Genomic DNA, 26069 nt, shown 5'->3' with positions numbered 1-26069 from the left:
GCCGCAACTGGGGTGTTTATTGCCGGTGCTGCCTTTATCAGTCCATGACCTGACCAAAGGCCTGCTCGACACTTTCCGCCGTTCGGAAGCGGAAGGCGATGTCGTGGCGGTAAGACTCGCCCGGATCGAGCCGTGCCGACGGGAATTCCGGCCGGTTAGGGCTGTCGGGGAATTTCTGCGGCTCGAGGCACAGCCCCTGGCGCGTGACATAGGTTTTCCCGCTCGTGCCCGGCGCGCCGCCTGCCAGATGGTTGCCCGAATAGAATTGCAGCCCGGGCTCGCCGGAATGGAGGTCGAGCACCCGGCCCGAGCCCGGATCGAATAACGTGGCGACACAGCGCGGAGCACCGTCGATCACGAAATTATGGTCATAGCCATGGCCGAGCTTCAGCTGCGCATCGTCCGCGCCAATCCGCTCGCCGACCCGCCGCGGGGCGCGGAAATCGAAGGGTGTGCCGGTCACTTCCGCGAATGCCCCTGTGGGGATCAGTCCCGGGCCGACCGGCGTGGTGCGGCTGGAGGAAATCCGTAGCAGGTGATCGAGGATCGTCGCGCCGCTCGCCTCGCCGGCCAGGTTGAAATAGGCGTGGTGGGTGAGGTTCACGACAGTAGGCGCGTCGGTGGTCGCGCTCAGCGCGATGGCGAGCCCGTCCTCCTCGATCGTGTAGCGCGCTTCCATCGCCAGCGTGCCGGGAAAGCCGTTATGCCCGGCCGGGCTGACATGCCGGAAGGTGACCGACTCCGTCGATCGCGCGGTGATCTTCCAGATCTGCTGGTCGAGCCCGAGCGGCCCGGAATGAAGGCTGTTCGCCCCGTCATTCGCGGTGATGCGGTACTCGACGCCGTCGAGCGTGAAGCGCGCGCCGCCGATCCGGTTGGCGTAGCGCCCGGCAACCGCGCCATAGAAGCGGGGCTGCCCGCGATAGTTTTCGAGGTTCGCGAAACCGAGCACCACATTCGCCGGATTGCCGTGCCGATCGGGCACCTCCAGCATGCGCAGCGAAGCGCCGAGCGTCAGCAGCTCGGCGCGAAACCGGCCGCGGGCAATCGCGACCGTCTCGATCGGATCGCCCGCGACCATCGTCACTTCGGCGTACCCGGGCAGATCGAGTTGGCGGGATCGGAGACGATCCGCGCGTCGGACAGGCTGAACACCAGCGGATCCGAAGCGGTCACCACCACCGGTGCCGACACTGCGTTCATGTCGGTCCCGTTGGTCTGGTAGCATTTGAGCAGGATCTTCACCGTGCGCCAGGTGCCGGTCTCGCCGGTGAACAGGCTGGTCGCATCCAGGCCCTTGCCATTGCCCATGCCGAGCGTCACCGGCCCGCTCGCCGCGCGATCGAGGCGGTAGGTGAGGGCGAGCGACAGGTCGCCATTGGCTTCGCGGCCAAGGTTGATCGGCGCGCCTCCGCCGATGCTCAGCCGCGCCTGGCCACCGGTCCAGCTCAGCTGCTGCGCGCCTTCCTGGGTCTGGGGCCCGTCGATCGGCGCGCGGGTGATCTTCGATTCGGTGGCGAAGGAGAAGGGCTTGGGCGTCACGCCCTTGGCGAAATAGACGCTGGTGTTGAGCGACGAGGCATCGAAGCCCGGATCCTCGCCCAGCAGGGCGACCTTGCCCGGCTTGGCGTAGCTCAGACCATAGCCGAGCGCGAACAGCGGGTCATAGCCCGGCTTGCCCTTGTTGAGGGTGAACTGGCCCGCGGTCTTGGGCCAGCTGAACGACAGCGTGCCGTTGAAGTCCTTGCGCGGCTTGCCGGCCTTGTCGCCGATAATCACGTCCGCCACGCCCGCGCCTTCACTGCCCGGCAGCCAGGCGGCGACGAACGCGTCGGAGGCGTTGATCTCCGGGTTCACCCAGAGCGGCCGGCCCGAGAGGAACACCGAAACGGTCGGCACGCCGGCGGCCTTGAGCTTCTTGAGCAGGGCCAGCGCCTGCTTGTCGCCGGGCTGGAATTCCAGCGTCGGGATATCGCCGCGCATTTCGGCATAGGGCTGCTCGCCGAACACGACGATCGCGACATCGGGCTTGGCGGTGAAGCTGCCGTCCGCCGAAAGCGTCGCGGTGCCGCCGCCTGCCTTCACGGCTTCGGCAATGCCCGAGAAGATCGTCTGGCCGTTGGGGAACATCGAATTGTCGTTGCCGTCGCCCTGCCAGCTCAGTGTCCAGCCGCCGGTCTGCTGCGCCATCGAATCGGCGCCGGGCCCGGCGACCAGCACGTTGGCGGAAGCCTTTACCGGCAGCACGCCCGTGTTCTTGAGCAGCACCAGCGACTTGGCCACCGCCTCGCGGGCGACCGCGCGGTGCTCGGCATTGCCCAGCACCCCGGCCTTGCCTTCATAGGGGCGGGCCGGATCGAACAGGCCGAGCTTCACCTTGACGCGGAGGATGCGGCGCACCGCATCGTCGATGCGCGCCATCGGGATGGTGCCGTCCTTGGCATGGCGCACCGTGCTCTCGAACAGGCCCTTCCAGCTGTCCGGCGCCATCGCCATGTCGAGCCCGGCATTGAAGGTCTGGGCGCAGTCCTCCTTGGTGCAGCCCGGCACCTGGCCATGGCCGTTCCAGTCGCCGACGACGAAGCCTTCAAAGCCCATCCGGCCCTTGAGCACATCGGTGAGCAGCGACTTGTTGCCGTGCATCTTGGCGCCGTTCCAGCTCGAATAGCTGGCCATCACGGTGAGCGTGCCCGCCTGGATCGCCGGGACATAGCCCTGCGCGTGCGTCTTGATGAGTTCATCCTCGGAGACGCGGGTATCGCCCTGGTCGACGCCCTCGAAGGTGCCGCCATCGCCGAGGAAGTGCTTGGCCGAAGCTGCGACCCGCCCCTTCTGGATACGATCCCTGGTGCCGGGTTCGCCCTGCAGCCCCAGGATCATCTCGCCGCCATAGGAGCGGACCACCGCAGGGTCCTCCGAATAGCCTTCATAGCTGCGGCCCCAGCGATCATCCTGCGGCACGGCGAGGGTCGGGCCGAACGCCCAGTCGGGCCCGGTCGCGGCGGTTTCTTCCGCGGTCGCCTTGCCGATGCGGCGGATCAGCGCGGGATCGTGCATCGCGCCGAGCCCGACATTGTGCGGGAAGATCGTCGCGCCGATCACGTTGTTGTTGCCGTGCACCGCGTCGATGCCGAAGATCAGCGGGATCGGGGCATGCTTGCCGCGCGGTTCCATCGCGACGGCGCGGAAGGCCTTGGCGGTCTCCACCCAGGGGGCCTGGGGCGAGCGATCGGGTGCGCCGAGCGGCGGCGAGCTGCCGCCGGCCAGGATCGAGCCGAGCGGATATTGGCGCAGCTCCTCGGGCTTCATCGCGCCGATATCGGCCTGGATCATCTGGCCGACTTTCTCCTCCAGCGTCATCTGCGCCATCAGATCGGTGATGAATTTCTCGGTCGCGGGATCGACCAGGCCCTGCGAGCCGGCGGTCGGCCATTTGGCGGGATTGGCGATCTGCTGGCCAGACAGCGTTGTCGGCGCGTGCTGTGCAAAAGCGGGCGATGCGGCCCAGATCATGGTGGTCGACAGCAACAGCTTCAGGCCAGGCCGCATTTCACTCTCCTCTTTTCTTGTATCTGGTAGCGATAACAGAAGTTCATCGGGCGAGTCCACGCTCCAGCCAGCGCGCGGCTTCGTCGGGACTTGATTTGTTACTGTCGCGATCGACCATATAGTTTGCCTCGCGCATCCGCTCGACCGGGATCGCGCCGATCAGCGGGCGGAGTGCGGCCTGGAAGCGGACATCGTCGCCGCGCTTCGGGGTGAGCAGCAGGATCGCGTCATAGCCGGGGATCGCGCCCTTGGGATCGCTGAGCACCGCCAGCTTGTCCGCCGCGATCCGCCCGTCGGAGGAGAAAGCGGGGATCACGTCCGCCGTGCCGCTCGCCAGCGCGCGGTACATGAAGGTCGGCTGATAGGGATGGGCGGATTTGAAGCTCAGGCCATAGGCCTTCTTCACCGCCGCCCATTCGGGCCGCTCGAGGAACTCGACATCGGTGGCGAGGCTGAGGCTGCCGGCGATCGGCGCGAGGTCGGCGATGCTGGCGATGCCGCGCTTCCTGGCATCGTCGCCGCGCATCGCAAATGCATAGGCGTTCTCGAAGCCGAGCGAGCCGAGCAGGGTGACCCTGTGCCTGTCCTGCGCCCATTTGGCGACGCCGGCGACGATCGCGTCGCGCGGCGGTACGTCGCTGCGGCGCATCTCGTTGGTCCAGATCGTGCCGGAATAATCGACATAGACGTCGACATCGCCGCTCGCGAGCGCGCTGAACGCGACTGCCGATCCCAGCCCCTCGCGGTAGCGGACCTTGTAGCCCGCCGCCTCCAGCCGATGCCCGATCAGCCGGGCGAGGATATATTGCTCGGAGAAGCCCTTGGCGCCGATCGTCACCGTGCCGCGTGCCGAGGGCAGGGCCGGGACGAGCGCCACGGCAACCGCGACCAGCAGGGTGCCGAGGCTTGCCCAGGCCAGCGCGCGCCTGCGCCTGGCAATGCCATATTCCGCCAGTCCGAGCAGCCCGTCGACCGCCAGCGCCAGGCAGGCGGCGGCGATGCAGCCGGTCAGAACCAGCGACCAGTTCTGGGTCTGCAGCCCGGCGAAGATCAGGTCGCCCAGGCTCGGCTGGCCGACGGTGGTGGAGAGCGTCGCCGCGCCGATCGTCCAGACCGCGGCGGTGCGGATGCCTGCCATCAGCACCGGCAGCACCAAGGGCGTCTCGACCAGCCACAGCTTCTGCATCGCGGTCATGCCGACGCCGTCCGCCGCCTCGATTACCGCCGGGTCGATCGTCGCGAGCCCGGTCACACCGTTCCGCAGGATCGGCAGCAGCGCGTAGAGCGACAGCGCGAGCAGTGAGGGCAGGAAGCCCAATGCCGGTATCCCGCCGCCGACCAGCGAGGAGAGCGAAAGCAGGATCGGGTAGAACAGCGCGAGCAGCGCCAGGCTGGGGATCGTCTGGACCAGGCTGGCGAAACCCAGAGCGATCCGCCCCACGAGGCGGTTGCGCGCGGAGAGCACGGCAAGCGGCAGTGCGATCACCAGTCCGAGCAGCAGTGCCGCCAGCGCCAGCAGCAGATGCTGGGCGAGCAGCTCGGGCACCCGGGCGAGCGCGCCGCTCAGGGCTCGAGCTCCGCCAGCCGGTGCGCCTGCGCGCGGGGTACCGCGACCAGTGCATCCGCTGCCGCGCCGCCCTTGCCGGCAAGCAGGTCGCGCGGGTTGGCATCGGCGACGATGCGGCCCTTCTCCATCACCAGCACGCGATCGGCGAGCAGCAGCGCCTCGGCCATGTCGTGGGTGACCAGGATCGTGGTGAGCCCCATCCGGTCGTGCAGCGCGCGGATCGCCTTGCCCAGGCCGTCGCGCGTCACCGGATCGAGCGCGCCGAACGGCTCGTCCATCAGCAATATGCCCGGTCCCGTTGCCAGCGCCCGCGCCACGCCGACGCGCTGGCGCTGCCCGCCCGAAAGTTCATCCGGCATCCGCGTGGCCATGTCGGCCGGCAGCTCGACGAGTTCCAGCAGCTCGGCCACGCGCCCGGCGCTATCCTTCTCGCCCGCCAGCCGCAGCCCGATCGCGACATTCTCCCCCACTCGCATATGGGGGAACAGCCCGACATTCTGGAAGACATAGCCGATGCGCCGCCGCAGTTCCGGCGCGGGGCCGGCATCCACCGGCTCGCCGCCGACCAGCACCGCGCCTTCGCTCGGTTCGATCAGCCGGTTGACCATCTTGAGCAGGGTCGACTTGCCCGAGCCCGAGGCACCGACAAGTGCGACGAAGCTGCCCGCCGCAACCTCCAGCGATATGCCATCGACGGCCTTCACGCCCCCCGGCCAGACCTTGCTGACATTTTTGAAGGTAACGGAGCGGCTTTGCTCTGGCATCGTGCAGCGTTGTGCGAGATGAAATGGCAAAGGTCAAAAAAGGGAGAGTGGGGCAATGGCCAAGGCGGCATTCATCACCGGCGGCGCGTCGGGTATCGGTCTGGCGGTGGCGCAGAGCCTGGCGGCGGATGGCTGGCTGGTAGGATTGGCCGACGTCAACGCGGACGGCCTCGAAGCGGCAAAGGCGACAGTCCCTGGCGCCGAGACCTATGCGATGGATGTGCGCGACCGCGATGCCTGGGTGAAAGCGCTGGCCGATTTCGCGAGCAAGAGCGGCGGCCGGCTCGACTTCCTGTTCAACAATGCCGGGATCGCGGTGGGCGGACAGCTCGAGACGATGTCCGATGCCGACATCGAGCGCGGCCTGGCGATCAACATCAACGGCGTCGTTCATGGTGCCCGCGCCGCGCACGCCCTGCTCAAGGCAACGCCGGGGTCGGCGATGATCATCACCAGCTCGGCCGCCGGCATATCGGGCAATGCCGGCATGTCGATCTACAGCGCCGGCAAGTTCGCGATGCGCGGCTTTGCCGAGGCGCTCAACGCCGAATGGGGGCATGAGGGCATCTATGTCGGCTCGCTGATGCCGAGCTTCATCGACACGCCGCTGCTCAACCACGTCACCCAGGACTCGAACCGCAACGTGCGCGAATCGGTGACTGCTGCCGGGCTTGAGATCACCCCGGTGAGCGAAGTGGTGAAGACGGTCCGCCACATGCTGGATGTGCGCAAGGACGTCCATACCCGGGTCGGCAAGACCGCCCACCGGCTCTGGTTCATGCAGCGCTGGATGCCCGGTACGCTGCGCAAGCTGCAGCGTCGCGCGTTCAAGTAACGCTCAGAGCAGCGCGTCGATCTGCTGCGCCATCTGGATGTCGCGGGTGGAGAGCCCGTCGGCGTCATGCGTGGTCAGCAGGATCTCGACCTTGTTCCACACATTCGACCATTCGGGGTGATGATCGGCCTTTTCGGCGATCAGTGCTACGCGGGTCATGAAGCCGAAGGCCTGGTTGAAATCCCGGAACTCGAACTTGCGGGTGATCGCATCGCGTTCCGCGTCCCAGGTCCAGCCGGGCAGCGCGGCGAGCGATTCCTCGCGAAGTCCATCCGTCAACCGCGCAACCATCACTGCCTCCTTGCCGTAGCTCCGTTCCCCGGCCTATTCCGGGCGACATGACCGGGCAAGCCCCAGACGCCGCCATTATCGAGCGCCTCGCCCGCGCTGCCCTTGCGCGCATCCCCGAGCCCTTCCAGGGCTATCTCGCCGACATCGTGCTGGTGATCGAGGACTTCGCCGATGACGAGACGCTCGACGCCATGGGCATCGAGGATCCGTTCGACCTGACCGGTCTGTATCGCGGGCGCCCCGTCGGCGAGAAATCGGCCTGGGACGGGGTGACCATGCCCGATGAGATCCACCTCTATCGCCGGCCGCTACTCGACGAATGGGTGCACACCGGGGTGACGCTCGAATCGCTGGTCAACCACGTCGTGGTCCACGAGGTCGGACATCATTTCGGCCTGTCCGACGACGACATGCACGCGCTGGAAGACTCGGCCGAGTGACCCGCCTTGCCCTTGAAGGGGTGGCCTGCCTGCGTGGGGGGCGGCTGCTGTTCGAGGGGCTGGACCTGGTGCTGGCGCCGGGTGAGGCGGCGTTGGTCAGCGGGCCCAATGGCGTCGGCAAGTCGAGCCTGATCCGCATCGCCGCCGGCCTGCTCGCGCCCGCCGCCGGCAGCGTCGAAGTCGAGGGCGACCGCGCGCTGATGGCCGAGGCGCCGGCGCTCGATCCCGAACTCCCGCTGGGCAACGCGCTGGGCTTCTGGGCCGGGCTCGACGGCAGGCGCGACGCGGTGCCGGACGCGCTGGCCGCGGTCGGGCTCGCCGACATTGCCCGGGTGCCCGTCCGCATGCTCTCCACCGGCCAGCGGCGGCGCGCCGCGCTGGCACGGGTGGTGGCGGGCGGGGCGCCGATCTGGCTGCTCGACGAGCCGGCCAATGGGCTGGATGTGGCTTCGGTGGCGTTGCTCGAGGGGCTGATTGCCGGCCACCGTGCCGCCGGCGGCATCGCGCTGGTCGCCACCCATCTGCCGATCGCACTGCCTGATGTCCGCGAGGTTGCGCTGTGAGCGCCTATGCCGCGATCGTCTGGCGCGAGCTGCGGCGGGCGTGGAGCACCGGCGGACTGGCGCTGCCTGTCGTGTTCTTCCTGCTCGTTGCGATCCTTTTCCCCTTTGCGGTCGGCCCCGATGGGAAGCTGCTCGCCCGCATCGCGCCGGGGGTGATCTGGGCGGCGGCGCTGCTCGCCGCGTTGCTCCCGGTCGAGCGGCTGGTCGCGCCCGACCTGGAGAGCGGGGTGCTCGACCAGCTGGCGGTGCGCGGGCTGCCCGATGCCGGGATCGCTGCCGCCAAGGTCGCCGGGCACTGGCTGGGCTTTGCGCCGGCACTGCTCGTCGCGACGGTGATCGCCTCGGGCCTGCTCCAGTTGCCCGGCGATGCGCTGGTGCCGCTGCTGCTTGCGCTGCTGATCGGCACGCCGGGACTGGCCGCGCTGGGTGTTGCCACTGCCGCGCTCGTCGCCGGGCTGCGCGGGGCAGGGGCGCTGGCGGGGCTGGTGATGCTGCCCTTCGCCGTGCCGCTGCTGATCTTCGGCGCCACCGCCGAGCAGCCGGGTGCGCTCAAGCTGCTCGGCGCGGTAAGCCTGTTGCTGATGGCGGGCTGCCCGTTCGTGGCGGGGGCGGCGGTACGAATGGGGCGGAACTAGATCCGTTTTGGAAGTACACGAAGTACAGGCCAAGCGCGGTTTTTGCGGTCCTTATTCTCCAGCAGGCGCGCGTGTCGGATTGCGCCCTTGGTGGCGTCCTATCTTTCCAACCGGTTGAAGCGCCTGGCGGTCAATATTGGCTGAGGGTGCCGTCCTGCAAACCTGTTCCCCGGCTTTCGCCGGGGAGCGGTTTAGGCAAATGGCGCTAGCTCAGGCCTCGGGCGGCAGCTCGTCGCCATAGACGACCATCGCCGAGCCATCCGCCAGCGCATCGGCGGCGGCGGCGCGCAGGACCGGGTCCTCGGTCGCGCCCGGATCGGCGACTTCCATGCCCTTTTCCAGCCGGACCAGCATCCAGCCGGTGCCGAGCGCGACGCCGGCGGCCTTGGCCTGGGCTTCCTCGAAGCTGTCGGCCGAGACATAGATCAGCATGGCGTGGCGCCCGCCCGGGCGGCGGCCCTCGACCGTGTCCGCCACCGCGGTCGCCAGGAATACCGAGAGTCCCATCAGCCGCGGCTCCAGCGCGCGAAGATCGCGGTCGGCAGTTCGAGCCCGCGTGCTTCCTCGCGCACCGCGAGTTCGCCGCATTCCACCTTGCCCGGCAGGTGCGACACATGCTGGCGGAGCAGCTCGCCGATCGCCAGCGCCGACATGCGCACGGCATAGACGGTGAGGAACAGGAAGCGAGAATTGGCATCGAGCAGCTTTGTCGTGTCGGCGATCAGGCCGGGCAGGCCCTCTTCCAGCTTCCACACTTCGCCGTTCGGCCCACGGCCCCATTTCGGCGGATCGAGGATGATCCCGTCATAGCGCCGTCCGCGCCGCACTTCGCGCGCGGTGAACTTGGCGGCGTCGTCGATCATCCAGCGGATCGGCAAATCCTCCATGCCCGACAGCGCGGCATTGGCCTTGCCTTCGGCCACCGATTTCTTCGAGGCGTCGACATGGGTGACCTTGGCCCCCTTGGCGGCCATCGCGAGCGAACCGACGCCGGTATAGCCGAACAGGTTCATGAACTCGGGCGCGTCCATCCCGTCGATCTGCGACCGCATCCAGTGCCAGACCGGCGACATGTCGGGGAAGAAGGCGAGGTGGCGGAAGGGGGTGTTCTGCGCGGTGAAGCGCACTTCCTCCCAGCGCAGCGGCCAGCCTTCGCTCGGCACCGGCTTGGTGAAGTTCCAGCGGCCGCCGCCATCCTCATCGGCGCCGGGTACGAACTCGCCATGCGCGTCCCAGTTTTCGGACGCGGGCGCCCACATCGCCTGGGGCTCGGGGCGAATGAAGCGATATTTGCCATAGCGCTCGAGCTTGCGGCCATGGCCGCTGTCGACCAGCCCGTAATCGGCCCAGGGCTCGCCGGTGAGAGTGATGAGGTCCATGGGGGGTCTTTAGAACGCAACAAAACGCCCGTCATCCCCGCGAAGGCGGGGATCCAGAGTAACAGAGCGATGTCCTGCGTGACTCTGGATCCCCGCCTTCGCGGGGATGACGATTATTTGCGGATGAGGGTTTAGCCGCGCGGCCTGGCGCGCTCGGCGATATAGGCGCGCACCGCGTCGAGCGTGCCGGGCAGCACGTCGTAGCGCTCCTGCCGCTCGAACAGGTCGCCCACGCGTGCCGGCAGCGACGGGCGGATGCCGGTGGCGCGCTCGACGGCGTCGGCGAACTTGGCCGGGTGCGCGGTCGCCAGGGTGACGACCGGAACATCGGCGGGGATGTCCGCGCGGCGCGCGGCGGCGAGGCCGATCGCGGTATGCGGGTCGATCACCTGCGCCGCCTCGGCCGAGGCCCAGCGCATCGCGGCGTTCATTTCGTCCGGGGTGATCCGGTCGCTCGCGAAGATCCTGGCTGCGCCTTCGGTCTGGGCATTGGTCAGGCGCATCGCCTTGCTCGATTCGAAGCCGGCCATCTGCTCGGCGACGCTGCCGCCGGCGAGATCGGAGAGCAGCCGCTCGAAGTTGGAGCTGACCTGGATGTCCATGCTCGGCGCGGCGGTCGGCGTGACGGTGCCCGCCGAATAGTCGCCGCTCGACAGCGCGCGATGGAGGATGTCGTTGACGTTGGTGGCGACGACCAGCCGCTCGATGGGGAGGCCCATGCGCGCCGCGACATAGCCGGCGAAGACGTCGCCGAAATTGCCGGTCGGCACCGCGAAGGCGACCTTCTGCGCCGGCGCCCCGAGACGGACGGCGGCGTAAAAATAATAGACCACCTGCGCCATCAGCCGGGCCCAGTTGATCGAGTTGACCGCGCTCAGGCGGAAGCGGCCGGAGAAGTCGGCGTCGTTGAACAGCGCCTTCACCATCGCCTGCGCGTCGTCGAAGCTGCCCTCGATCGCGATGTTGTGGACGTTGGGCGCCAGCACCGTGGTCATCTGGCGGCGCTGCACGTCGGAGACGCGGCCCTTGGGGTGCAGCATGAAGATGTCGACGCCGTGCCGCCCGGCGACCGCGTCGATCGCGGCGCTGCCGGTGTCGCCCGATGTCGCGCCGACGATGGTCAGCGGCTCGCTGCTGCCGGTCAGGAACTTCTCGAAGAGCAGGCCGAGCAGCTGGAGCGCGACGTCCTTGAAGGCGAGGGTGGGGCCGTGGAACAGCTCGAGCAGGAAGTGGCGATGATCGAGCTGGGCGAGCGGGGTGACCGCAGCCTGGGAGAAGCGGCCATAGGCCTGCTCGCACAGCGCGCGGAGCTCGTCCTCGCTGAGGTCGTCGCCGGTGAAGGGCAGCATCACGCGGACCGCGGTCTCGACATAGGACAGGCCCTTGAGGCCTTCGATCTGCTCGCGGCTGAAGCTCGGCCAGCTGGTCGGGACATACAGACCGCCGTCGCTCGCCAGGCCGGCGAGCGTCACGTCACGGAAGCCAAGCAGCGGCGCAGCGCCTCGGGTGCTCTGATATTGCATGAGGGCGGGGCCTAGCGGGGAGCGGGGAGGGGGACAAGATAGGCTATGTTTAGGCGGCTCTCGTCGTCGAGATTTGAGACGCGTTATGCAACTGGACCCCGGCCTTCGCCGGGGAACTGAAAGTGCGTTGGTCAGGCTTTCGGCTTCTGCCGCCAGCGCAGCGCGAGGACGTAGATCACCGAGGCGATAAGCGCGAACAGGAACCATTGCACCGCATAGGAGAGATGGTTGTTCGGCACGCTCGACAGGTCGGGTTTCGCGGTCGGTTCGAGGCCCGGCGCGGCGCTTTCCGAAATAAGCATCAAATGCTTGGGTTCGCTGTCGAACAGGCCGGCAAGCAGCGGGCGGTGATCGGGGGCATGGGTGATCGTGCCCGTCACCTTGCCGCCGCTCCATGTAGGAAAGAATGTCGGATTGGCCGCCACGCCCATATCGACCAGCAGTAGCGGGCCCTCCGCGCCGGTGCGGCACCGGGCGATATGGCGATAGCCATTGGTGCCCTTGATCGAGCGCCCGCCCTGGGGTTGCCAGTCGATCACTTCGAGGCAGAAGGCATCGGCGCGGCGGAAGAGATTCTCGTCTCCCACTGGGAGGCGTGGAAAGGCCATTTTCGGCTTGCCGAGATTCTGCGCATAGAGCTGGAGCGCGGCGAGCTTCGCGCTCCGGCGCTCGAGTTGCCAGATGCCCAGGCCGATCATCGCGGCGACGGCGAGCGCGACGATGATCGTCGGGATCAGCGGGAAACGCGGCATCATTCCTCCCGAACGCGCCCTTCGCCCGCGCGGTTGCGATATTCGAGCGCGAGCAGCAGCCCCTTGGAGAAGCGCAGCGACAGGATCACCAGCGCGGCGGTGATCGGAATCCACAGCAGCGCATGGATCAGCAGGCCGGGCTGGAAAGTGAATTCGACCCAGAGCGCCAGTCCGGTGACCAGCGCGCCGATGCCGAGGGTTAGGAACACCACCGGCCCGTCGCCCACGTTGAACCGGGTGAAGTCGAGCCCGCAGGCACCGCATTTGTCGGCAAAGCCGACGAAGCTGCGGAACAGCGTGGCCGCCCCGCAGCGCGGGCAGGCGCCCCTGGTCCCCGAAAGGATAGGGGGAGGCGACACCGGGCCGCCTCCCCCTGGATTATCGTTGGTCGTGTCGGTCACGTCAGCCGTGGACCGGCGCGCCCCAGCCGCCCCAGACATAGATGGAGGCGAAGAGGAACAGCCACACCACGTCGACGAAGTGCCAGTACCAGGCCGCCGCCTCGAAGCCGAAATGCTGCTTCGGGGTGAAGTCGCCCTTGTACGCGCGCACCAGGTTCACGATCAGGAAGATCGTGCCGACGATGACGTGGAAGCCGTGGAAGCCGGTCGCCATGAAGAAGGCGCCGCCATAGCTCGAGCCGCCCTCGCTCGCCGCCTTGAAGGGGAAGGGAGCCTCCATATACTCATAGGCCTGGAAGAAGCTGAACGAGATGCCGAGCAGCACCGTCAGCCACAGGCCCTTCTTGAGCCCCTCGCGATCGCCGTTGATCAGCGCGTGGTGCGCCCAGGTCACGGTGCAGCCCGAGCAGAGCAGGATCAGCGTGTTGAGCAGCGGGAACTGCCAGGCGTTGAGCACTTCCATGCCCTTGGGTGGCCATTGCCCGCCGACTGCCTCGACGTGCGAGGGGAAGAGCGAGAAGTCGAACCAGGCCCAGAACCAGCCGACGAAGAACATCACTTCGGAAGCGATGAACAGGATCATGCCGTAGCGCAGGTGGAGCTGCACGATCGGCGTGTGATCGCCGGCATGCGCTTCCTGGATAACCTTGGCCCACCAGCCGAACATGGTGATCGCCACGAGCGCGAGGCCCGAGAAGAAGACCAGATAGGCGCTCGTGTAGCTGTGCATCACCATGATGCCGCCGATGGCGAGCACAAAGGCAGCAAATGCACCGAAGAGCGGCCAGATGCTGGGTGGAAGGATATGGTATTGGTGGTTCTTTGCCCCGGCCATCGATCTTCCCTGTCCTAAGCTTTTGCTCGGAGCTTAGGGCGCGAATTCGCTTCCCGCAACAACCCTCGTGCCTGGCGGATTCAGGATCCGTGCGCGGTGGCCGCCGCTGCCTTCACCGCGGGCGATTCGGACGGGTAGAAAGTGTAGGACAGGGTGATTTCCTGCACGTCGCGCGCATCCGGATCGTCGAGAATCTTGGGATCGACATAGAAGATCACCGGCATGCGCACCGTCTCGCCGGGCTTGAGCGTCTGCTGGGTGAAGCAGAAGCACTGGATCTTGGTGAAGTATTTGCCGACGAACGTGGGGGTGACGTTGAACGTCGCCGTGCCGGTCACTTCATGGTCGCCGGTGTTGGTGGCGGTGAAGAACGCCATGTCGCGCCCGCCGATATCGATCGTGTCCGACCGGCGTTCGGGCTGGAACTTCCAGGGAATGCCCTTCGCCACGTTCGAATCGAAGGCTACGGTGATCTTCTGGCCGACGCTGCCCGGCGCGCGCAGTCCGCGCTGGGTGGTGCCGTTCAGGCCCGTCGCCTCGCAGAACATCCGGTAGAGCGGTACCGCCGCGAAGCCGAGCCCGGTCATCGAACACACGCCGATGCCGGCGAGGATGGCGACGCGCAGGTTGCGGCTCGGCCACTTCATCCGGCGTGGCCCAGCTGGATCTTCACGATCGAGATCGCGAACACCAGCACCACGAACAGCCCGAGCAGCACCGCCATCACCACGGCGCGGCTGCGCTGGCGGGCGCGGACCAGTTCGGCCTCCTCGAGCGGAGTCGCGGGAGTCTGGATCAGATCATCGGTCATGCGAACCACCTGTCGATAACGAGCGCGCCGAAAACGACGAACAGATAGAGGATCGAGAATTTGAACAGCCGCTTCTCGGGCGCCATGTCGTCATCCGGCCCGGTGCGGCGGATCGCCACCTGCACCGCCATGGCGAGGAACAGGCCGGACATGACCGCGGCGGTGATCCCGTAGATCGCGCCGGTGAAGCCGAGCGGCCAGGGCGCGGCGGCGCACAGGATCATCGGGATCGTGTAGAGCCCGATCTGGATGCGCGTCGTGCGCTCGCCCGCCACCACCGGCAGCATCGGCACGCCGGCATTGGCGTAGTCGGTCTTCACGAACAGCGCGAGCGCCCAGAAATGCGGCGGGGTCCACAGGAAGATCAGCGCGAACAGCAGCACCGGCATGGTGCTGACATCGCCGGTCGCCGCCGCCCAGCCGATCATCGGGGGGAAGGCGCCGGCGGCACCGCCGATCACGATGTTCTGCGGCGTCCGGCGCTTGAGCCAGATCGTGTAGACGAACACGTAGAACAGGATCGAGGCGGCGAGGATCAGGGTCGCCGCCAGGTTGATCGCGAAGTACATCAGCACGAGGCTGAAACAGGCCAGCCCCACGCCGAAGTGCAGCGCCGACTGGCGGTCCATCCGCCCGGCCGGCAGCGGGCGCTTCTGCGTCCGCTTCATCTTGGCGTCGAGATCCGCCTCGTACCACTGGTTGAGCGCACCCGCCGCGCCCGCGCCCAGCGCGATGCACAGGATCGCGGTGAAGCCGAGGATCGGGTGGATGTGCGCCGGCGCGGCAAGCATGCCGCAAAGCCCGGTGAAGACGACAAGGGTCATCACCCGCGGCTTGGTCAGCGCGAGGAAGTCACGCCAGTCGGCGGGAAGCGAAACGGTGGCGGCGGAAGTGCTCATGGTCGTGCCACCGGCTATAGGACAGCACGAGCCGGCGGCAAAGTGGACGATTTGACCCCCGCTGGGCCGTTCAGTGTTTCACCGCGGTATCGAGCGGCACGGCGGGCCTGGGCGGCACCGGCGGCTCGCCGATCCAGGCGAGGCCGCGCGCCAGGTCCAGCGTCACCACCCAATTGCGCAGGAAGGGCATGCCGAGATTGCCGTCCATGATCATGTCGGGCGTGAAGGCGTCCGGCGTGGTCGCACGGATGTCGCCGAGGATCTCGAAATCTGCCGGCTGCTTGCCTTCCACCGCCGGGTCCATGCCCACCAGCCCGGCGACCGGCTTCGAAGCGAGCACGGTGCCGCCATTGCCCGAATCGAGCTCGAACCAGAGCGTGCCCTTCTTCGACGGCACCGCGGCCATCACCGCCAGCGCGCCGCCATCGACTTCACGCTTCAGCCGGATGCGCAGCGGGCGCATCTTCGCGATTCGCGCGGCACGGCTTGCCTCCGATTCGAGCGTCATCACGCCTGCGGCGAAGTCGAAGGTCACGGTACGGCCCTCGAACAGGTTGAGCCCGATGATCCCGTCGAGATCGACGTCCTTGGGGTTGAGCTTGCCCATGTTGATAAGGCCGAGGATCGGCGGCTTGAGCGTTGTCCCGGCCACCATGATCGGTACGGTCTCTCCGCAATGCGGCCCATCATGACGGGTGCCCATCATGTTGTAACCGGTCAGCCGGCCCCAGGGTTCGCATCCCGCCCGCTTTGCGCTTTCCGGCGAGACGAGGGTGATCCCCGCACCGGTGTCGAGCAGGTAGAGCCCCTTCCTGCCGCCAACCTCGGCTTCCATTGCCCAGCGGGTGCGCCAGGGCTTCATCTGGATGACTGCGTCGGGCGCCGCGGGGACCTGTTGCGCTTCGGCGGCGGGGATGGCGGCAAGCAGCAGCGCGAAGGCGGCGGGCAGGAACTTCATCTTCTGTCTCCCTGTGGTCCCGGGCATCGTTTCGATATCGCATCTTTCGCGATGATGAACTTTCGGCCGCGTCGCGACCAGATCCGCTCCTCACGCGACAGGGACGAAACGAAAGCGCCCCGGAAGTCTCCTCCCGGGGCGCTTTGCATTGTCAGCCTTTCGGCGCTGCTCAGTGGTGTCCGTGATCCTCGATCACCGGCAGCGTCTCGAACTGGTGGAACGGCGGCGGGCTGGACAGCGTCCATTCCAGCGTCGTCGCGCCTTCGCCCCAGGGATTGCCCTCGGCCTTGCGGCCGGCGACGAGCGCCCAGATGATGTTGACGAAGAACAGCACCATCGACGCGGCCATGATGAAATAGCCGATCGTCGCGACATGGTTCCACAGCGCATAGGCGTCCGGATAATCCGGATAGCGGCGCGGCATGCCCTGCAGGCCCAGGAAGTGCATCGGGAAGAACAGGATGTTCACGCCGAGGAAGAAGAACCAGAAGTGCAGCTGGCCGAGCAGCTCGCTGTACATCCGGCCCGACATCTTCGGGAACCAGTAGTAGAAGCCGGCGAACAGCGAGAACACCGCGCCGAGCGACAGCACATAGTGGAAGTGCGCGACGACGTAATAGGTGTCCTGCATATAGTCGTCGACGCCGCCGTTCGCGAGCACCACGCCGGTGACGCCGCCCACGGTGAACATGAAGATGAAGCCGATCGCCCAGACCATCGGGGTCTTGAAGCTGATCGAGCCGCCCCACATCGTCGCGATCCACGAGAAGATCTTCACGCCCGTGGGCACCGCGATCACCATGGTGGCGGCGGTGAAGTACATCTTGATCGTCACCGACATGCCGGTGGTGAACATATGGTGCGCCCACACCACGAAGCCGACCAGGCCGATCGCGACCATGGCATAGGCCATGCCGAGATAGCCGAACACCGGCTTGCGGCTGAACGTCGCGATGATGTGGCTGACGATGCCGAAGCCCGGCAGGATCATGATGTACACTTCGGGGTGGCCGAAGAACCAGAACAGGTGCTGGTACAGGATCGGGTCGCCGCCGTACTGCGGATCATAGAAGGCGGTACCGAAGTTGCGGTCGGTCAGCAGCATGGTGATCGCGGCGGCGAGCACCGGCAGTGCCAGCAGCAGCAGGAAGGCGGTGATCAGCACCGACCACACGAACAGCGGCATCTTGTGCAGGGTCATGCCCGGCGCGCGCATGTTGAAGATGGTGGTGATGAAGTTGATCGCGCCCAGGATCGAGCTGGCACCGGCAAGGTGGAGCGACAGGATCGCCATGTCGACCGACGGCCCGGGCTCGCCATAGGTGGAGAGCGGCGCATAGACCGTCCAGCCCGTGCCCGCGCCGATGCCGACGAAGGGCGAGGCGAGCAGCAGCAGGAAGGCCGGGATCAGCAGCCAGAACGAGATGTTGTTCATGCGCGGGAACGCCATGTCCGGCGCGCCGATCATGATCGGCACGAACCAGTTGCCGAAGCCGCCGATCATCGCCGGCATGACCATGAAGAACACCATGATCAGGCCGTGCGCGGTGATCAGCACGTTCCAGAAGTGCATGGCGTCGTCGAACTTGGTCTCGTTGCCGTGCAGGAAACTCAGCCAGTAGGGCAGGTACTGGATGCCGGGCTCGGCGAGCTCGACGCGCATCAGGCCCGAGATCGAGCCGCCGATGATGCCGGCGACGATCGCGAAGATCAGGTAGAGTGTGCCGATGTCCTTGTGGTTCGTCGACATGAACCAGCGGGCGAAGAAGCCCGGCTTGTGATCGGCATCATGGTGATCATGGGCATGGTCGTGCCCGTGATCATGCGCGTGGATGGCGGTGTCGGTCATCTCAGTTGCCCGTCGTGTTGCCGGCGGCGGCATTGGCGGCCGGCGCGGTCTCGTTGGTGGCGGCCGGTTCGGCGGCGGCGTTGGTCTCGGCAGCCGGCGCGGCCGCGTTCTGCGCGGCTTCGGCGGCTGCGGCAGCGGCAACCTCGTTCGGCATGGTGCCGCCCTTCGACTTCACCCATTGGGCGAATTCGGCCGGCGACACGGCTTCGACCGCGATCGGCATATAGGCATGGCGCGCGCCGCACAGTTCGGAGCACTGGCCGAAATAGAGGCCGGGCTTCTCGATGATGAAGCTGGTCTCGTTGAGCTTGCCCGGCACCGCGTCGAGCTTGATCCAGAAGGCGGGGACCGCCCAGCTGTGGATCACGTCCTGCGCGGTGGTGACCAGGCGGATCGGCACGCCGACCGGCAGCACGACGCGGGTGTCGGTCGCCAGCAGGCGGGGGCCGTCGGCATCGGTGCGGAAGCGCTCGCCCTTGCCGACCTGGCTTTGCTCCTTGAGCATGTTCGCGGTCAGCTGGATGCCGCCATTGTCCGGATATTCATAGCTCCAGAACCACTGGTTGCCGATCGCCTTGAGGGTGATCGCATCCTTCGGCGCCGGCTTGAACTGCGCGGCGAGCAGGCGGATCGAAGGAACCGCGATTGCGATCAGGATCAGCACCGGCACCAGCGTCCAGACGATCTCGATCGGCGTGTTGTGGGCGGTCCGGCTCGGCGTCGGATTGGCGGCGCGGCGATAGCGGACGATCACCCAGAGCAGCAGGATCAGCACGAAGATCGAGATGATCGTGATCAGCGGCAGCAGCACCACATTGTGGAACCAGTGCGCTTCGCGTCCGGTGGGCGTCACCTGCGGCTGCAGCGAGATCGCATCGGCGATCGGCTGGCCGATGCCCGGGGCCGCCTTGGTCTTCGGCTTGCCTGCGGCATCGAGTGTGGGATCAGCAATAGCGGGAGTCGCGGCCGCCGCCGGAGCGGCGGTGTTGGCGACCGGTGCCGCGGCATTTGCGGCGGGCTCCTGGGCGGATGCGGGCGTGGCGAACGCCATCCCCGCCGCCAGGAGGATCGAAGTCAACCCAAGCATGCGCATCGTCTATCTTCACCCTGTTCCGCAAGAGCCCCGGGCTGGGAAAGGATTACCCCCAGTGCAATCGGGGTATACGAGTCATGCATCCATTCTCAACCCTTTTTGATCGGCCGTTGCGGTCGATAGAGGCTGGTCCTAAGGGAAATCGACAATCCCGGGAATGATGGAGTGAGCATTGGAAGGCAACGCAGTTCTGGATGAGTTTCGTGCTGCAGGTGCGTTGCTCGAAGGTCATTTCATCCTGTCTTCCGGGCTTCGTTCGCCCATCTTCCTGCAAAAGATGCGTATTTTCGAGGACCCTGCGCGAACCGAGCGTGTGTGCAGTGCACTAGGAAAGTTGATTCGCGCGTCGTTCGGCGAAGTCGACATGGTCGTCTCGCCCGCGATCGGCGGAATCATTCCCGGCTACGAGACGGCGCGGGCACTTGGCTGCAAGGCCGTGTTCGTTGAGCGCGAGGACGGCGAATTCCAGCTGCGCCGCGGCTTCGAGATTCCCGAAGGTGCGCGGATCGTGATGGTCGAGGACATCGTAACCACGGGCCTGTCGTCGCGCGAATGCATCGCCGCGATCCGCAAGCATCCCGGAAACCTGCTCGGCGCCGCCTGCATCGTCGACCGTTCGAACGGTACCGCGGACGTCGGCGTGCCGCTCGTCTCGCTGCTCAAGATGGACGTGCCGGCCTATCCGGCCGACCAGCTCCCGCCCGAACTGGCCGCGATTCCCGCGACCAAGCCGGGCAGCCGCGCGATTGCCTGAGGTGGGCGGTCCGCTTCGCCTGGGCGTGAACATCGATCACGTCGCGACCGTGCGCAACGCGCGCGGCTCGGGCTATCCCGATCCGGTGCGCGCCGCGCTGCTCGCGGTCGAGGCGGGTGCCGATGGCATCACCGCGCACCTGCGCGAGGATCGCCGCCACATCACCGATGACGACATCGCCCGGCTGGTCGACCAGCTGACCGTGCCGCTCAACCTCGAGATGGCGGCGACCGAGGAGATGCTGGCGATCGCCCTGCGCGCGCGTCCGCACGCGGTGTGCATCGTGCCGGAGAAGCGCGAAGAACGGACCACCGAGGGCGGGCTCGATGCCGCCGGGTTGCACAACCATCTCGCGCCGATGGTCGAGAAGCTGCGTGCCAATGGCAGCCGCGTCTCGCTGTTCATCGAGCCCGACGAGCGCCAGATCGACGCGGCGCTCCAGCTGGGCGCCCCGGTCGTCGAGCTGCACACCGGCCGCTATTGCGAGCTGGAGGAGGGCGCGCGCGAGGCTGAGCTCAAGCGCATCGCCGATGCCGCCGCGCTGGCGGTGAAGGCGGGGCTGGAGCCCCATGCCGGCCACGGCCTGACCTTCGACAATGTGATCCCGATCGCGGCGATCCCGCAGATCATGGAGCTGAACATCGGGCATTTCCTGATCGGCGAGGCGATCTTCGATGGCCTGGCACCGGTGATCCGCCACATGCGCGCGCTGATGGACGCGGCGCGGTGAAGTCGCCACGCCGCGCGCCTATCGGGCTTGCGCTGGTGTCACTGCTGCCGCTGCTGCTTGCCGTCCGGGCGGCGTTGCTTCCGATCGAGATTCTCTACGGCAAGATTCCCGACCCTCCCGGCGATCTGCTTCTCAGAGCGATAGTGCGCGCAGGAATTATCCTTGCCCCTGCGATACTCTTCCAGGTCCTGGCCTGGATCAGCTATGTGCGCGGGAACGGCATCCGGTGGTGGCTGTTCCTGATGCTGCTCGCCGCCCCGGCCAGCATTTTGACCTTCCTCTGGACGGGACCCTAGATGATCCTCGGCCTCGGCTCCGACCTCTGCAATATCGAACGCATCCAGAAGTCGCTGGACCGTTTCGGCACACGTTTCGAGCAGCGCAGCTTCACCGATCGCGAGATCGCCAAGGCGAAGACCCGCCCGCACAATTATGCCGCCACGCTCGCCAAGCGCTTCGCCGCCAAGGAGGCTTTCTCCAAGGCGGTGGGAACCGGGTTCAAGGCGGGCGTGTTCATGAAGGACATCGGTGTCGTCAACGCGCCCTCCGGCGCGCCTACGCTGGCATTGACCGGAGGCGCGAAGGCGAGGCTTGACGCCATCACCCCTCCGGGTCACGTCGCCAAGGTGCATCTGACGCTGACGGACGATCATCCCTGGGCGTTCGCCATGGTGATGATCGAGGCGGTGAAGGAAGGTTGATGGGGGCGGACGAGCTCGCGTTGAGTCACGAAGCGTTCGAGGAAGAGGCCGAAGCCCGACCGCACACCGACTGGTGGGCGGAGGCGCGCGGCATCCTGTGGCTCGTGCTCGCCGTGCTCGGCTTCCACAGCCTGATCGCCAAACCCTTCTTCATTCCCAGCGAATCGATGCTGCCCGGGCTGCTGGTCGGCGATCGGCTGGTCGTCACCAAATATCCCTATGGCTATAGCTGGGTGACGCCGACCTTCCATGTGCTGCCGCACATGCCCGGCCGCATCCTGGGACGCCTGCCCGAGCGCGGCGACGTGGTGATCGTCACCCCGCCCGGCACCAATACCGACTATATCAAGCGGGTGATCGGCCTGCCCGGCGACATGATCGGGGTGCGCGGCGGCATCGTCTATCTGAACGGCAAGGCAGTGCCCCGCCGCGCGATGGGCGATCGCTACATTCCGGTCGATACCAACACCCGCTGCGACGACGATCATTATCATGGCTTCCTCGTCACGCGCGGCGGCAAGCAGTTCTGCCGCTTGCCGATCTTCCGCGAGACCCTGCCCAATGGCCGGTCCTACGACACGGTCGATCTCGGCTTCCGTGCGGGGCGCGGCGACAATTATCCCGAGATCCGGGTGCCCCAGGGCAAGGTGTTCCTGATGGGCGACAATCGCGACAATTCGGCCGACAGCCGCTTCCCGCTCTCGCAGAACGGGCTGGGCGGGCCGGTGCCCTGGGAGAATATCGGCGGTCGCGCCGAGTTCATCACCTTCAGCCTCGACGGCAGCGCCAGCTGGAACCCGCTGACCTGGCCCAAGTCCTTCCGTCCCGGCCGCGCCGGCACCACGCTCCACCCCCAACGGGATAACCAGTGATGAGTGATGCGCTCGAATCCGCGAAGGTCCATGTCGTCCAGGAGCCGGGCCCCAACGAGCTGCGCGATCCCGTGGTCCGCGCCGAGCTGAAAAAGGCGAGCGTCTGGTTCGGCCTCGGCATAGCGGTGGCGCTGTTCGTGCTGCTGGTCCAGCCGATCCTGATCATCTTCGGCGGCCTGGTCTTCGCCTCGATGCTGGATGGCGGCGCGCGCCTGCTCGGCCGCATCCTCCCGATCCCGCGCACGCTGCGCATCGTCATCGTCATCCTGCTGGTGATCGCCTTTTTCGGCGGCATCTTCTACCTGACCGGCATGCAGATCGCTGCTCAGGCGGAGCAGCTGCGCACCACGCTGGAAGTGCAGGCCAACAAGGTGGCGCAATGGGTGGCCGAGCTCGGGCTGATGCCGGGCCGTTCGGACCTGACGGGCCTGGCCAAGGAGGCGCTGGGCAGCGTCGGCAAGCTGACCTCCGCGGTCGGCTCGGTGTTCGGCGCGGTCTCCTCCTTCCTGATGATCGTGATCATCGGCCTGTTCGTGGCGCTGGAGCCGCGCATCTATGAGCGCGGGCTGCAATGGCTGGTGCCGAGCGATGCGCGCGACGCCTTCGCCGTCACGATCAGCCGCATGGCGACGACGATGCGCCGCCTGCTCGCCGGGCGCCTGCTCGGCATGCTCTTCGAAGGCGTGCTCACCGCGATCCTGCTGTGGTTCGCCGGGGTGCCGATGGCGCTGCTGCTCGGCATCATCACCGGCGTGCTCGCCTTCATCCCCAATATCGGCGCCTTCATCTCGGGCGTGATGATGGTCTCGGTTGGCTTCAGCGCCGGCACCGAGACCGGCATCTGGGCGATCATCATCTATTTCGGCGTGCAGAATTTCGACGGCTATGTCGTGCTGCCGCTGGTCGCGCGCCGCACGGTCGACATGCCGCCGGCGCTTACCCTGTCGTCGCAGATCCTCGCGAGTACCCTGTTCGGCGTGCTCGGCCTGGCGCTGGCCGATCCGATCGTGGCGATGATCAAGGTCGCGCTGGAGAGCGAGGCGGAGCGCGCCGCCCGCGCCGCCGACGAACAGGGTCCGCGGGTCAAATGGCGGGTGCGCCTGCGCAAGAGCTATGACCAGGATGCACCCACGCCGCTCGAGCCACCGACGAGCGCGGCATGATCCTCTACGATTATTTCCGCTCCTCGGCTTCCTACCGCGTCCGCATTGCGCTGAATCTCAAGGGCGTGGCGGTCGAGCGGCGCGACATCCTGCTGCTCGAGAACCAGCAGCGCAGCCCCGAGCACCTTGCCCGCAACCCGCAAGGTTTCGTGCCGGCGCTGGAGGCGGATGACGGCCATGTCATCACCCAAAGCCTGGCGATCCTCGACTGGCTCGACGCGCGCTTTCCCGAGCCGAGGCTGATTCCCGCCGATCCCGATGCCCGCGCCGCCGCGCTGGCCCGGGCGCTGGTGATCGCGGCGGACACCCACCCGCTCAACAATCTCCGCGTCATGCGCCGGCTCAAGGACATGGGCGTGGACGAGGCAGGGCGGAACGACTGGACGCGCCACTGGATCGCCGAAGGTTTCACCGCGCTGGAAGCGATGGCGGGGGACGGCCCGTTCCTTGGGGGCGATGCACCGGGAGTGGCAGACCTGTTCCTGGTGCCCCAGATGTACAATGCCCGGCGCTTCGACACGCCGCTGGATGCCTTTCCTCGGCTGGTCGCGATCGACGCGGCCTGCGCCGCGCTGCCCGCCTTCGCCGCTGCCCGTCCCGACGCCGTGGCGCCGAAGTGAGGCGCCTGGGGATCGTGGCGGGCTTGCTGCTCGCCGCGCCGGCCTTTGCCCAGGACCGTGATCCCGATGAGATTGTCGTCACCGGGCGCGGGCTGGAGGCGCCTCCGGGCGATGCCGCCTATGATGTGGTGACGATCGATCGTGCGCGGATCGCCGGCACCGCCAGCGGCCGGCTCGAAGATGTGCTGCGCGATGCTGCCGGGCTCGCCCAGTTCCGCCGTTCCGATTCGCGTTCGGCGCATCCGACCTCACAGGGCATTACGCTGCGCGGCCTGGGCGGCAATGCCTCGAGTCGGGCGCTGCTACTGCTCGACGGCGTGCCCCAGGCCGATCCGTTCGGCGGCTGGGTCGCCTTTCCGGCCTATCTCCCCAATCGTCTCGCCGGCGCCCGCATCGTCCGGGGCGGCGGCAGCGGCTATGCCGGGCCGGGCGCGCTGGCCGGCACGATCGAGCTGGAGAGTGGCAGCCCCGCACAGCTCGGTGCCCTCGGCCTTGATGCGCTCTATGGCAGCCGCGACAGCATCGACGTCTCGGGCGTCGGCGCGGCAACCCTGGGGCGCGGCTTCGTCACGCTTGCCGGCCAATATGCCCGAGGCGACGGTTTCACGCCGATCGTCGAGGGTGATCGCGGCCCGGCGGATCGGCCGGCGCCCTATGAGCAGGCGGCGGCGGCGCTGCGCGCGGTCACCGACCTTGGCGGCGATGTCGAGCTGCAGGCCAATCTTTCCGCCTTTACCGACCACCGCGATCGCGGCGTCGATTTCACCCGGGTGAAGAGCGAGGGCGCCGATGCCAGCATCCGCCTTGTCGGCCGCGGCACCTGGGGCTGGTCGGCCCTCGCCTATCTGCAGACGCGCGGTTTCGCCTCGGGCTTTGCCAGCGTCAACGATACGCGGACCACGGCGACCGCCACGCTCGACCAATATGCGGTGCCCGCTACCGGCATCGGCGCGCGCTTCGAGATCGCCCCACCCATTGGCGGCGGGGTGACCCTGCGTCTCGGCAGCGACCTGCGCCGGGTGTCGGGCCAGACCGAGGAGCTGTTCACCTATGTCGCCGGCCTGCCCACTCGCCGCCGGGTCGCGGGCGGCGAGAGCCTGACGGTGGGCGGCTTTGCCGATGCCAGCTATGAAAGCGGTCCGCTGACGCTCAGCCTGGGCGGCCGGCTCGATCATTGGGACATTACGGGCGGATCGCTGCGCGAGACTTCGCTGGCACCGGGACCGGTGTTGGCTGACAGCCGCTTCCCCGATCGTCACGGCTGGGAAGCCACCGGACGGGCCGGTGCGGCCTGGCGATTCGGCGCGGTGACCCTGCGCATGGCCGGCTATCGTGGCTGGCGCCTGCCGACACTCAACGAGCTCTACCGTCCCTTCCGGGCCGGTGCCGACGCGACTGCGGCGAACGCCGCGCTCGATCCGGAGCGGCTGACCGGTGCGGAGGTCGGTGCCGACTGGCGGCCGAGCCGCACGCTCAGCTTCCGTACGACCGGTTATTGGAACCGGCTCGACGGCGCGATCGCCAATGTCACGATTGCCCAGGGCCCCGGCACCTTCCCCGGCGTTGGGTTCGTCTCGGCGGCGGGCTTCTATCGCCAGCGCCGGAATCTCGACGCGGTGACGGCGAAGGGCGTCGAATTCGACGGCCGCTGGACGTCGGGCGATCTCAGCCTGGGGGCTTCCTATGCCTATACCGATTCGCGGGTTTCCGCCTCGGGCGTGTCCGCGCCGCTCGACGGGCTTCGCCCGGCCCAGACCGCGCGCCACCAGGCGAGTGCGACTCTCGGTTGGAGCCGGGACGATGCCGGCGCCTCGCTGACCGCGCGCTACGCCGGGCCGCAGTTCGAGGACGACCAGAACACACGAACCTTGAAGGGCGCCTTCACGCTCGACGCCGGTGCGGTGCTGCCGCTCACGCGCAGCTTCGCGCTCCAGGCGCGGGCAGAGAATATCTTCGATGCCGAGGTTCAGGCCGGGATCAGCGGGCCCGGCGTGATCGAACGCGCCCTGCCGCGGACCTTGTGGCTGGGGGCGAAGATCAGGCTGCGGTGATCGATCTTCGTCATCTCGGCTTCCGCCGGGATGA

29 protein-coding genes are annotated in these 26069 nt (G+C 67.3%); 12 read left to right on the top strand and 17 right to left on the bottom strand.

Annotation, left to right across the window (positions count from 1 at the left end; genetic code table 11):
* Positions 1 to 37: 37 nt before the first annotated feature.
* Genes O3305_RS14085 through O3305_RS14070 form a run of 4 tightly spaced genes read right to left on the bottom strand, consistent with a single transcriptional unit; the run spans position 38 to position 5880 of the window.
* Positions 38 to 1081, bottom strand: coding sequence for an aldose epimerase family protein (locus tag O3305_RS14085; protein ID WP_269576522.1), 1044 nt, complete (start codon positions 1079 to 1081; stop codon positions 38 to 40).
* 2 nt (positions 1082 to 1083) lie between these two features.
* Entirely contained in the window at positions 1084 to 3549 is a 2466-nt protein-coding gene (locus tag O3305_RS14080) for a glycoside hydrolase family 3 protein (protein WP_269573112.1), read from the bottom strand.
* Between the two features lie 43 nt (positions 3550 to 3592).
* Positions 3593 to 5095: an ABC transporter permease/substrate-binding protein gene (locus O3305_RS14075; RefSeq protein WP_502958133.1), complete on the bottom strand. Its 1503-nt coding sequence runs from the start codon at positions 5093 to 5095 to the stop codon at positions 3593 to 3595.
* A 17-nt stretch (positions 5096 to 5112) separates the two neighbouring features.
* A complete protein-coding gene (locus O3305_RS14070) occupies positions 5113 to 5880 on the bottom strand; it encodes an ATP-binding cassette domain-containing protein (protein WP_269573111.1) in 768 nt (255 codons plus the stop codon).
* A gap of 55 nt (positions 5881 to 5935) precedes the next feature.
* On the opposite strand from O3305_RS14070, the gene O3305_RS14065 reads away from it, so the two are divergent.
* A complete protein-coding gene (locus tag O3305_RS14065; protein ID WP_269573110.1) occupies positions 5936 to 6715 on the top strand; it encodes an SDR family oxidoreductase in 780 nt (259 codons plus the stop codon).
* Positions 6716 to 6718: 3 nt separating this feature from the next.
* On the opposite strand, the gene O3305_RS14060 is transcribed toward O3305_RS14065, so the two are convergent.
* On the bottom strand, positions 6719 to 7009 hold the full coding sequence (locus O3305_RS14060) for a 4a-hydroxytetrahydrobiopterin dehydratase (protein ID WP_269573109.1): 291 nt from the start codon (positions 7007 to 7009) through the stop codon (positions 6719 to 6721).
* Positions 7010 to 7053: 44 nt separating this feature from the next.
* Here O3305_RS14060 and O3305_RS14055 point away from each other — a divergent pair, with 44 nt between their 5' ends.
* From O3305_RS14055 to O3305_RS14045, 3 genes are read left to right on the top strand one after another with little or no spacing between them, the layout of a single operon-like run.
* Complete coding sequence (locus tag O3305_RS14055; protein ID WP_269573108.1) at positions 7054 to 7446, top strand: metallopeptidase family protein; 393 nt, start codon at positions 7054 to 7056, stop codon at positions 7444 to 7446.
* On the top strand, positions 7443 to 8009 hold the full coding sequence (ccmA, locus tag O3305_RS14050) for a heme ABC exporter ATP-binding protein CcmA (protein WP_269573107.1): 567 nt from the start codon (positions 7443 to 7445) through the stop codon (positions 8007 to 8009). Before O3305_RS14055 ends, ccmA begins: the two co-directional genes overlap by 4 nt.
* Positions 8006 to 8644, top strand: coding sequence for a heme exporter protein CcmB (locus O3305_RS14045; RefSeq protein ID WP_269573106.1), 639 nt, complete (start codon positions 8006 to 8008; stop codon positions 8642 to 8644). Before ccmA ends, O3305_RS14045 begins: the two co-directional genes overlap by 4 nt.
* A gap of 210 nt (positions 8645 to 8854) precedes the next feature.
* On the opposite strand, the gene O3305_RS14040 is transcribed toward O3305_RS14045, so the two are convergent.
* From O3305_RS14040 to coxB, 12 genes are all read right to left on the bottom strand, one after another.
* The gene (locus O3305_RS14040) at positions 8855 to 9151 is read right to left on the bottom strand and encodes a hypothetical protein (RefSeq protein ID WP_269573105.1); all 297 of its coding nucleotides are present in this window, start codon (positions 9149 to 9151) and stop codon (positions 8855 to 8857) included.
* Positions 9151 to 10023: a class I SAM-dependent methyltransferase gene (locus tag O3305_RS14035; protein ID WP_184164008.1), complete on the bottom strand. Its 873-nt coding sequence runs from the start codon at positions 10021 to 10023 to the stop codon at positions 9151 to 9153. Before O3305_RS14035 ends, O3305_RS14040 begins: the two co-directional genes overlap by 1 nt.
* A 131-nt stretch (positions 10024 to 10154) precedes the next feature.
* On the bottom strand, positions 10155 to 11546 hold the full coding sequence (thrC, locus tag O3305_RS14030; protein ID WP_269573104.1) for a threonine synthase: 1392 nt from the start codon (positions 11544 to 11546) through the stop codon (positions 10155 to 10157).
* Between the two features lie 131 nt (positions 11547 to 11677).
* Positions 11678 to 12298, bottom strand: a complete 621-nt coding sequence (locus O3305_RS14025; RefSeq protein ID WP_269573103.1) for an SURF1 family protein — start codon at positions 12296 to 12298, stop codon at positions 11678 to 11680.
* Entirely contained in the window at positions 12298 to 12657 is a 360-nt protein-coding gene (locus O3305_RS14020; RefSeq protein WP_269573102.1) for a DUF983 domain-containing protein, read from the bottom strand. Before O3305_RS14020 ends, O3305_RS14025 begins: the two co-directional genes overlap by 1 nt.
* A gap of 43 nt (positions 12658 to 12700) precedes the next feature.
* Entirely contained in the window at positions 12701 to 13534 is an 834-nt protein-coding gene (locus tag O3305_RS14015; protein ID WP_269573101.1) for a cytochrome c oxidase subunit 3, read from the bottom strand.
* Positions 13535 to 13614: 80 nt separating this feature from the next.
* Complete coding sequence (locus O3305_RS14010; RefSeq protein WP_184164023.1) at positions 13615 to 14181, bottom strand: cytochrome c oxidase assembly protein; 567 nt, start codon at positions 14179 to 14181, stop codon at positions 13615 to 13617.
* Positions 14178 to 14345 carry a cytochrome c oxidase system small membrane protein gene (locus O3305_RS14005; RefSeq protein WP_269573100.1) on the bottom strand — a complete coding sequence of 56 codons (168 nt, stop codon included), beginning with the start codon at positions 14343 to 14345 and terminating at the stop codon, positions 14178 to 14180. The genes O3305_RS14010 and O3305_RS14005 overlap by 4 nt, the downstream gene beginning before the upstream one ends.
* Entirely contained in the window at positions 14342 to 15244 is a 903-nt protein-coding gene (locus O3305_RS14000; protein WP_184164029.1) for a heme o synthase, read from the bottom strand. Before O3305_RS14000 ends, O3305_RS14005 begins: the two co-directional genes overlap by 4 nt.
* 70 nt (positions 15245 to 15314) lie before the next feature.
* Complete coding sequence (locus O3305_RS13995) at positions 15315 to 16202, bottom strand: pepsin/retropepsin-like aspartic protease family protein (RefSeq protein ID WP_269573099.1); 888 nt, start codon at positions 16200 to 16202, stop codon at positions 15315 to 15317.
* Between the two features lie 169 nt (positions 16203 to 16371).
* Positions 16372 to 18051 carry a cytochrome c oxidase subunit I gene (ctaD, locus tag O3305_RS13990; RefSeq protein WP_269573098.1) on the bottom strand — a complete coding sequence of 560 codons (1680 nt, stop codon included), beginning with the start codon at positions 18049 to 18051 and terminating at the stop codon, positions 16372 to 16374.
* A 1-nt stretch (position 18052) separates the two neighbouring features.
* Positions 18053 to 19138: a cytochrome c oxidase subunit II gene (gene coxB / locus O3305_RS13985; RefSeq protein ID WP_502958132.1), complete on the bottom strand. Its 1086-nt coding sequence runs from the start codon at positions 19136 to 19138 to the stop codon at positions 18053 to 18055.
* A 178-nt stretch (positions 19139 to 19316) separates the two neighbouring features.
* On the opposite strand from coxB, the gene pyrE reads away from it, so the two are divergent.
* From pyrE to O3305_RS13945, 8 genes are read left to right on the top strand one after another with little or no spacing between them, the layout of a single operon-like run.
* The gene (gene pyrE, locus O3305_RS13980; RefSeq protein ID WP_269573096.1) at positions 19317 to 19898 is read left to right on the top strand and encodes an orotate phosphoribosyltransferase; all 582 of its coding nucleotides are present in this window, start codon (positions 19317 to 19319) and stop codon (positions 19896 to 19898) included.
* A gap of 1 nt (position 19899) precedes the next feature.
* A complete protein-coding gene (locus tag O3305_RS13975; protein ID WP_269573095.1) occupies positions 19900 to 20628 on the top strand; it encodes a pyridoxine 5'-phosphate synthase in 729 nt (242 codons plus the stop codon).
* Between the two features lie 35 nt (positions 20629 to 20663).
* Positions 20664 to 20924, top strand: a complete 261-nt coding sequence (locus tag O3305_RS13970; RefSeq protein ID WP_269573094.1) for a hypothetical protein — start codon at positions 20664 to 20666, stop codon at positions 20922 to 20924.
* On the top strand, positions 20925 to 21329 hold the full coding sequence (acpS, locus tag O3305_RS13965) for a holo-ACP synthase (RefSeq protein ID WP_184164049.1): 405 nt from the start codon (positions 20925 to 20927) through the stop codon (positions 21327 to 21329).
* Positions 21329 to 22201, top strand: a complete 873-nt coding sequence (lepB, locus tag O3305_RS13960) for a signal peptidase I (RefSeq protein ID WP_269573093.1) — start codon at positions 21329 to 21331, stop codon at positions 22199 to 22201. Before acpS ends, lepB begins: the two co-directional genes overlap by 1 nt.
* Positions 22201 to 23364: an AI-2E family transporter gene (locus O3305_RS13955; RefSeq protein ID WP_269573092.1), complete on the top strand. Its 1164-nt coding sequence runs from the start codon at positions 22201 to 22203 to the stop codon at positions 23362 to 23364. Before lepB ends, O3305_RS13955 begins: the two co-directional genes overlap by 1 nt.
* The gene (gene maiA / locus O3305_RS13950) at positions 23361 to 23984 is read left to right on the top strand and encodes a maleylacetoacetate isomerase (RefSeq protein WP_269573091.1); all 624 of its coding nucleotides are present in this window, start codon (positions 23361 to 23363) and stop codon (positions 23982 to 23984) included. Before O3305_RS13955 ends, maiA begins: the two co-directional genes overlap by 4 nt.
* On the top strand, positions 23981 to 26035 hold the full coding sequence (locus O3305_RS13945; protein ID WP_269573090.1) for a TonB-dependent receptor: 2055 nt from the start codon (positions 23981 to 23983) through the stop codon (positions 26033 to 26035). Before maiA ends, O3305_RS13945 begins: the two co-directional genes overlap by 4 nt.
* The last annotated feature ends 34 nt before the right edge of the window (positions 26036 to 26069 follow it).

Source organism: Sphingomonas sp. NIBR02145, assembly GCF_027359115.1.
In the GTDB taxonomy this organism is placed as follows: Bacteria; Pseudomonadota; Alphaproteobacteria; order Sphingomonadales; family Sphingomonadaceae; genus Sphingomonas; species Sphingomonas kyeonggiensis_A.
The sequence above is the reverse complement of the archived record's forward strand: the minus strand, read 5'-3'. Positions and strand labels throughout refer to the sequence as shown.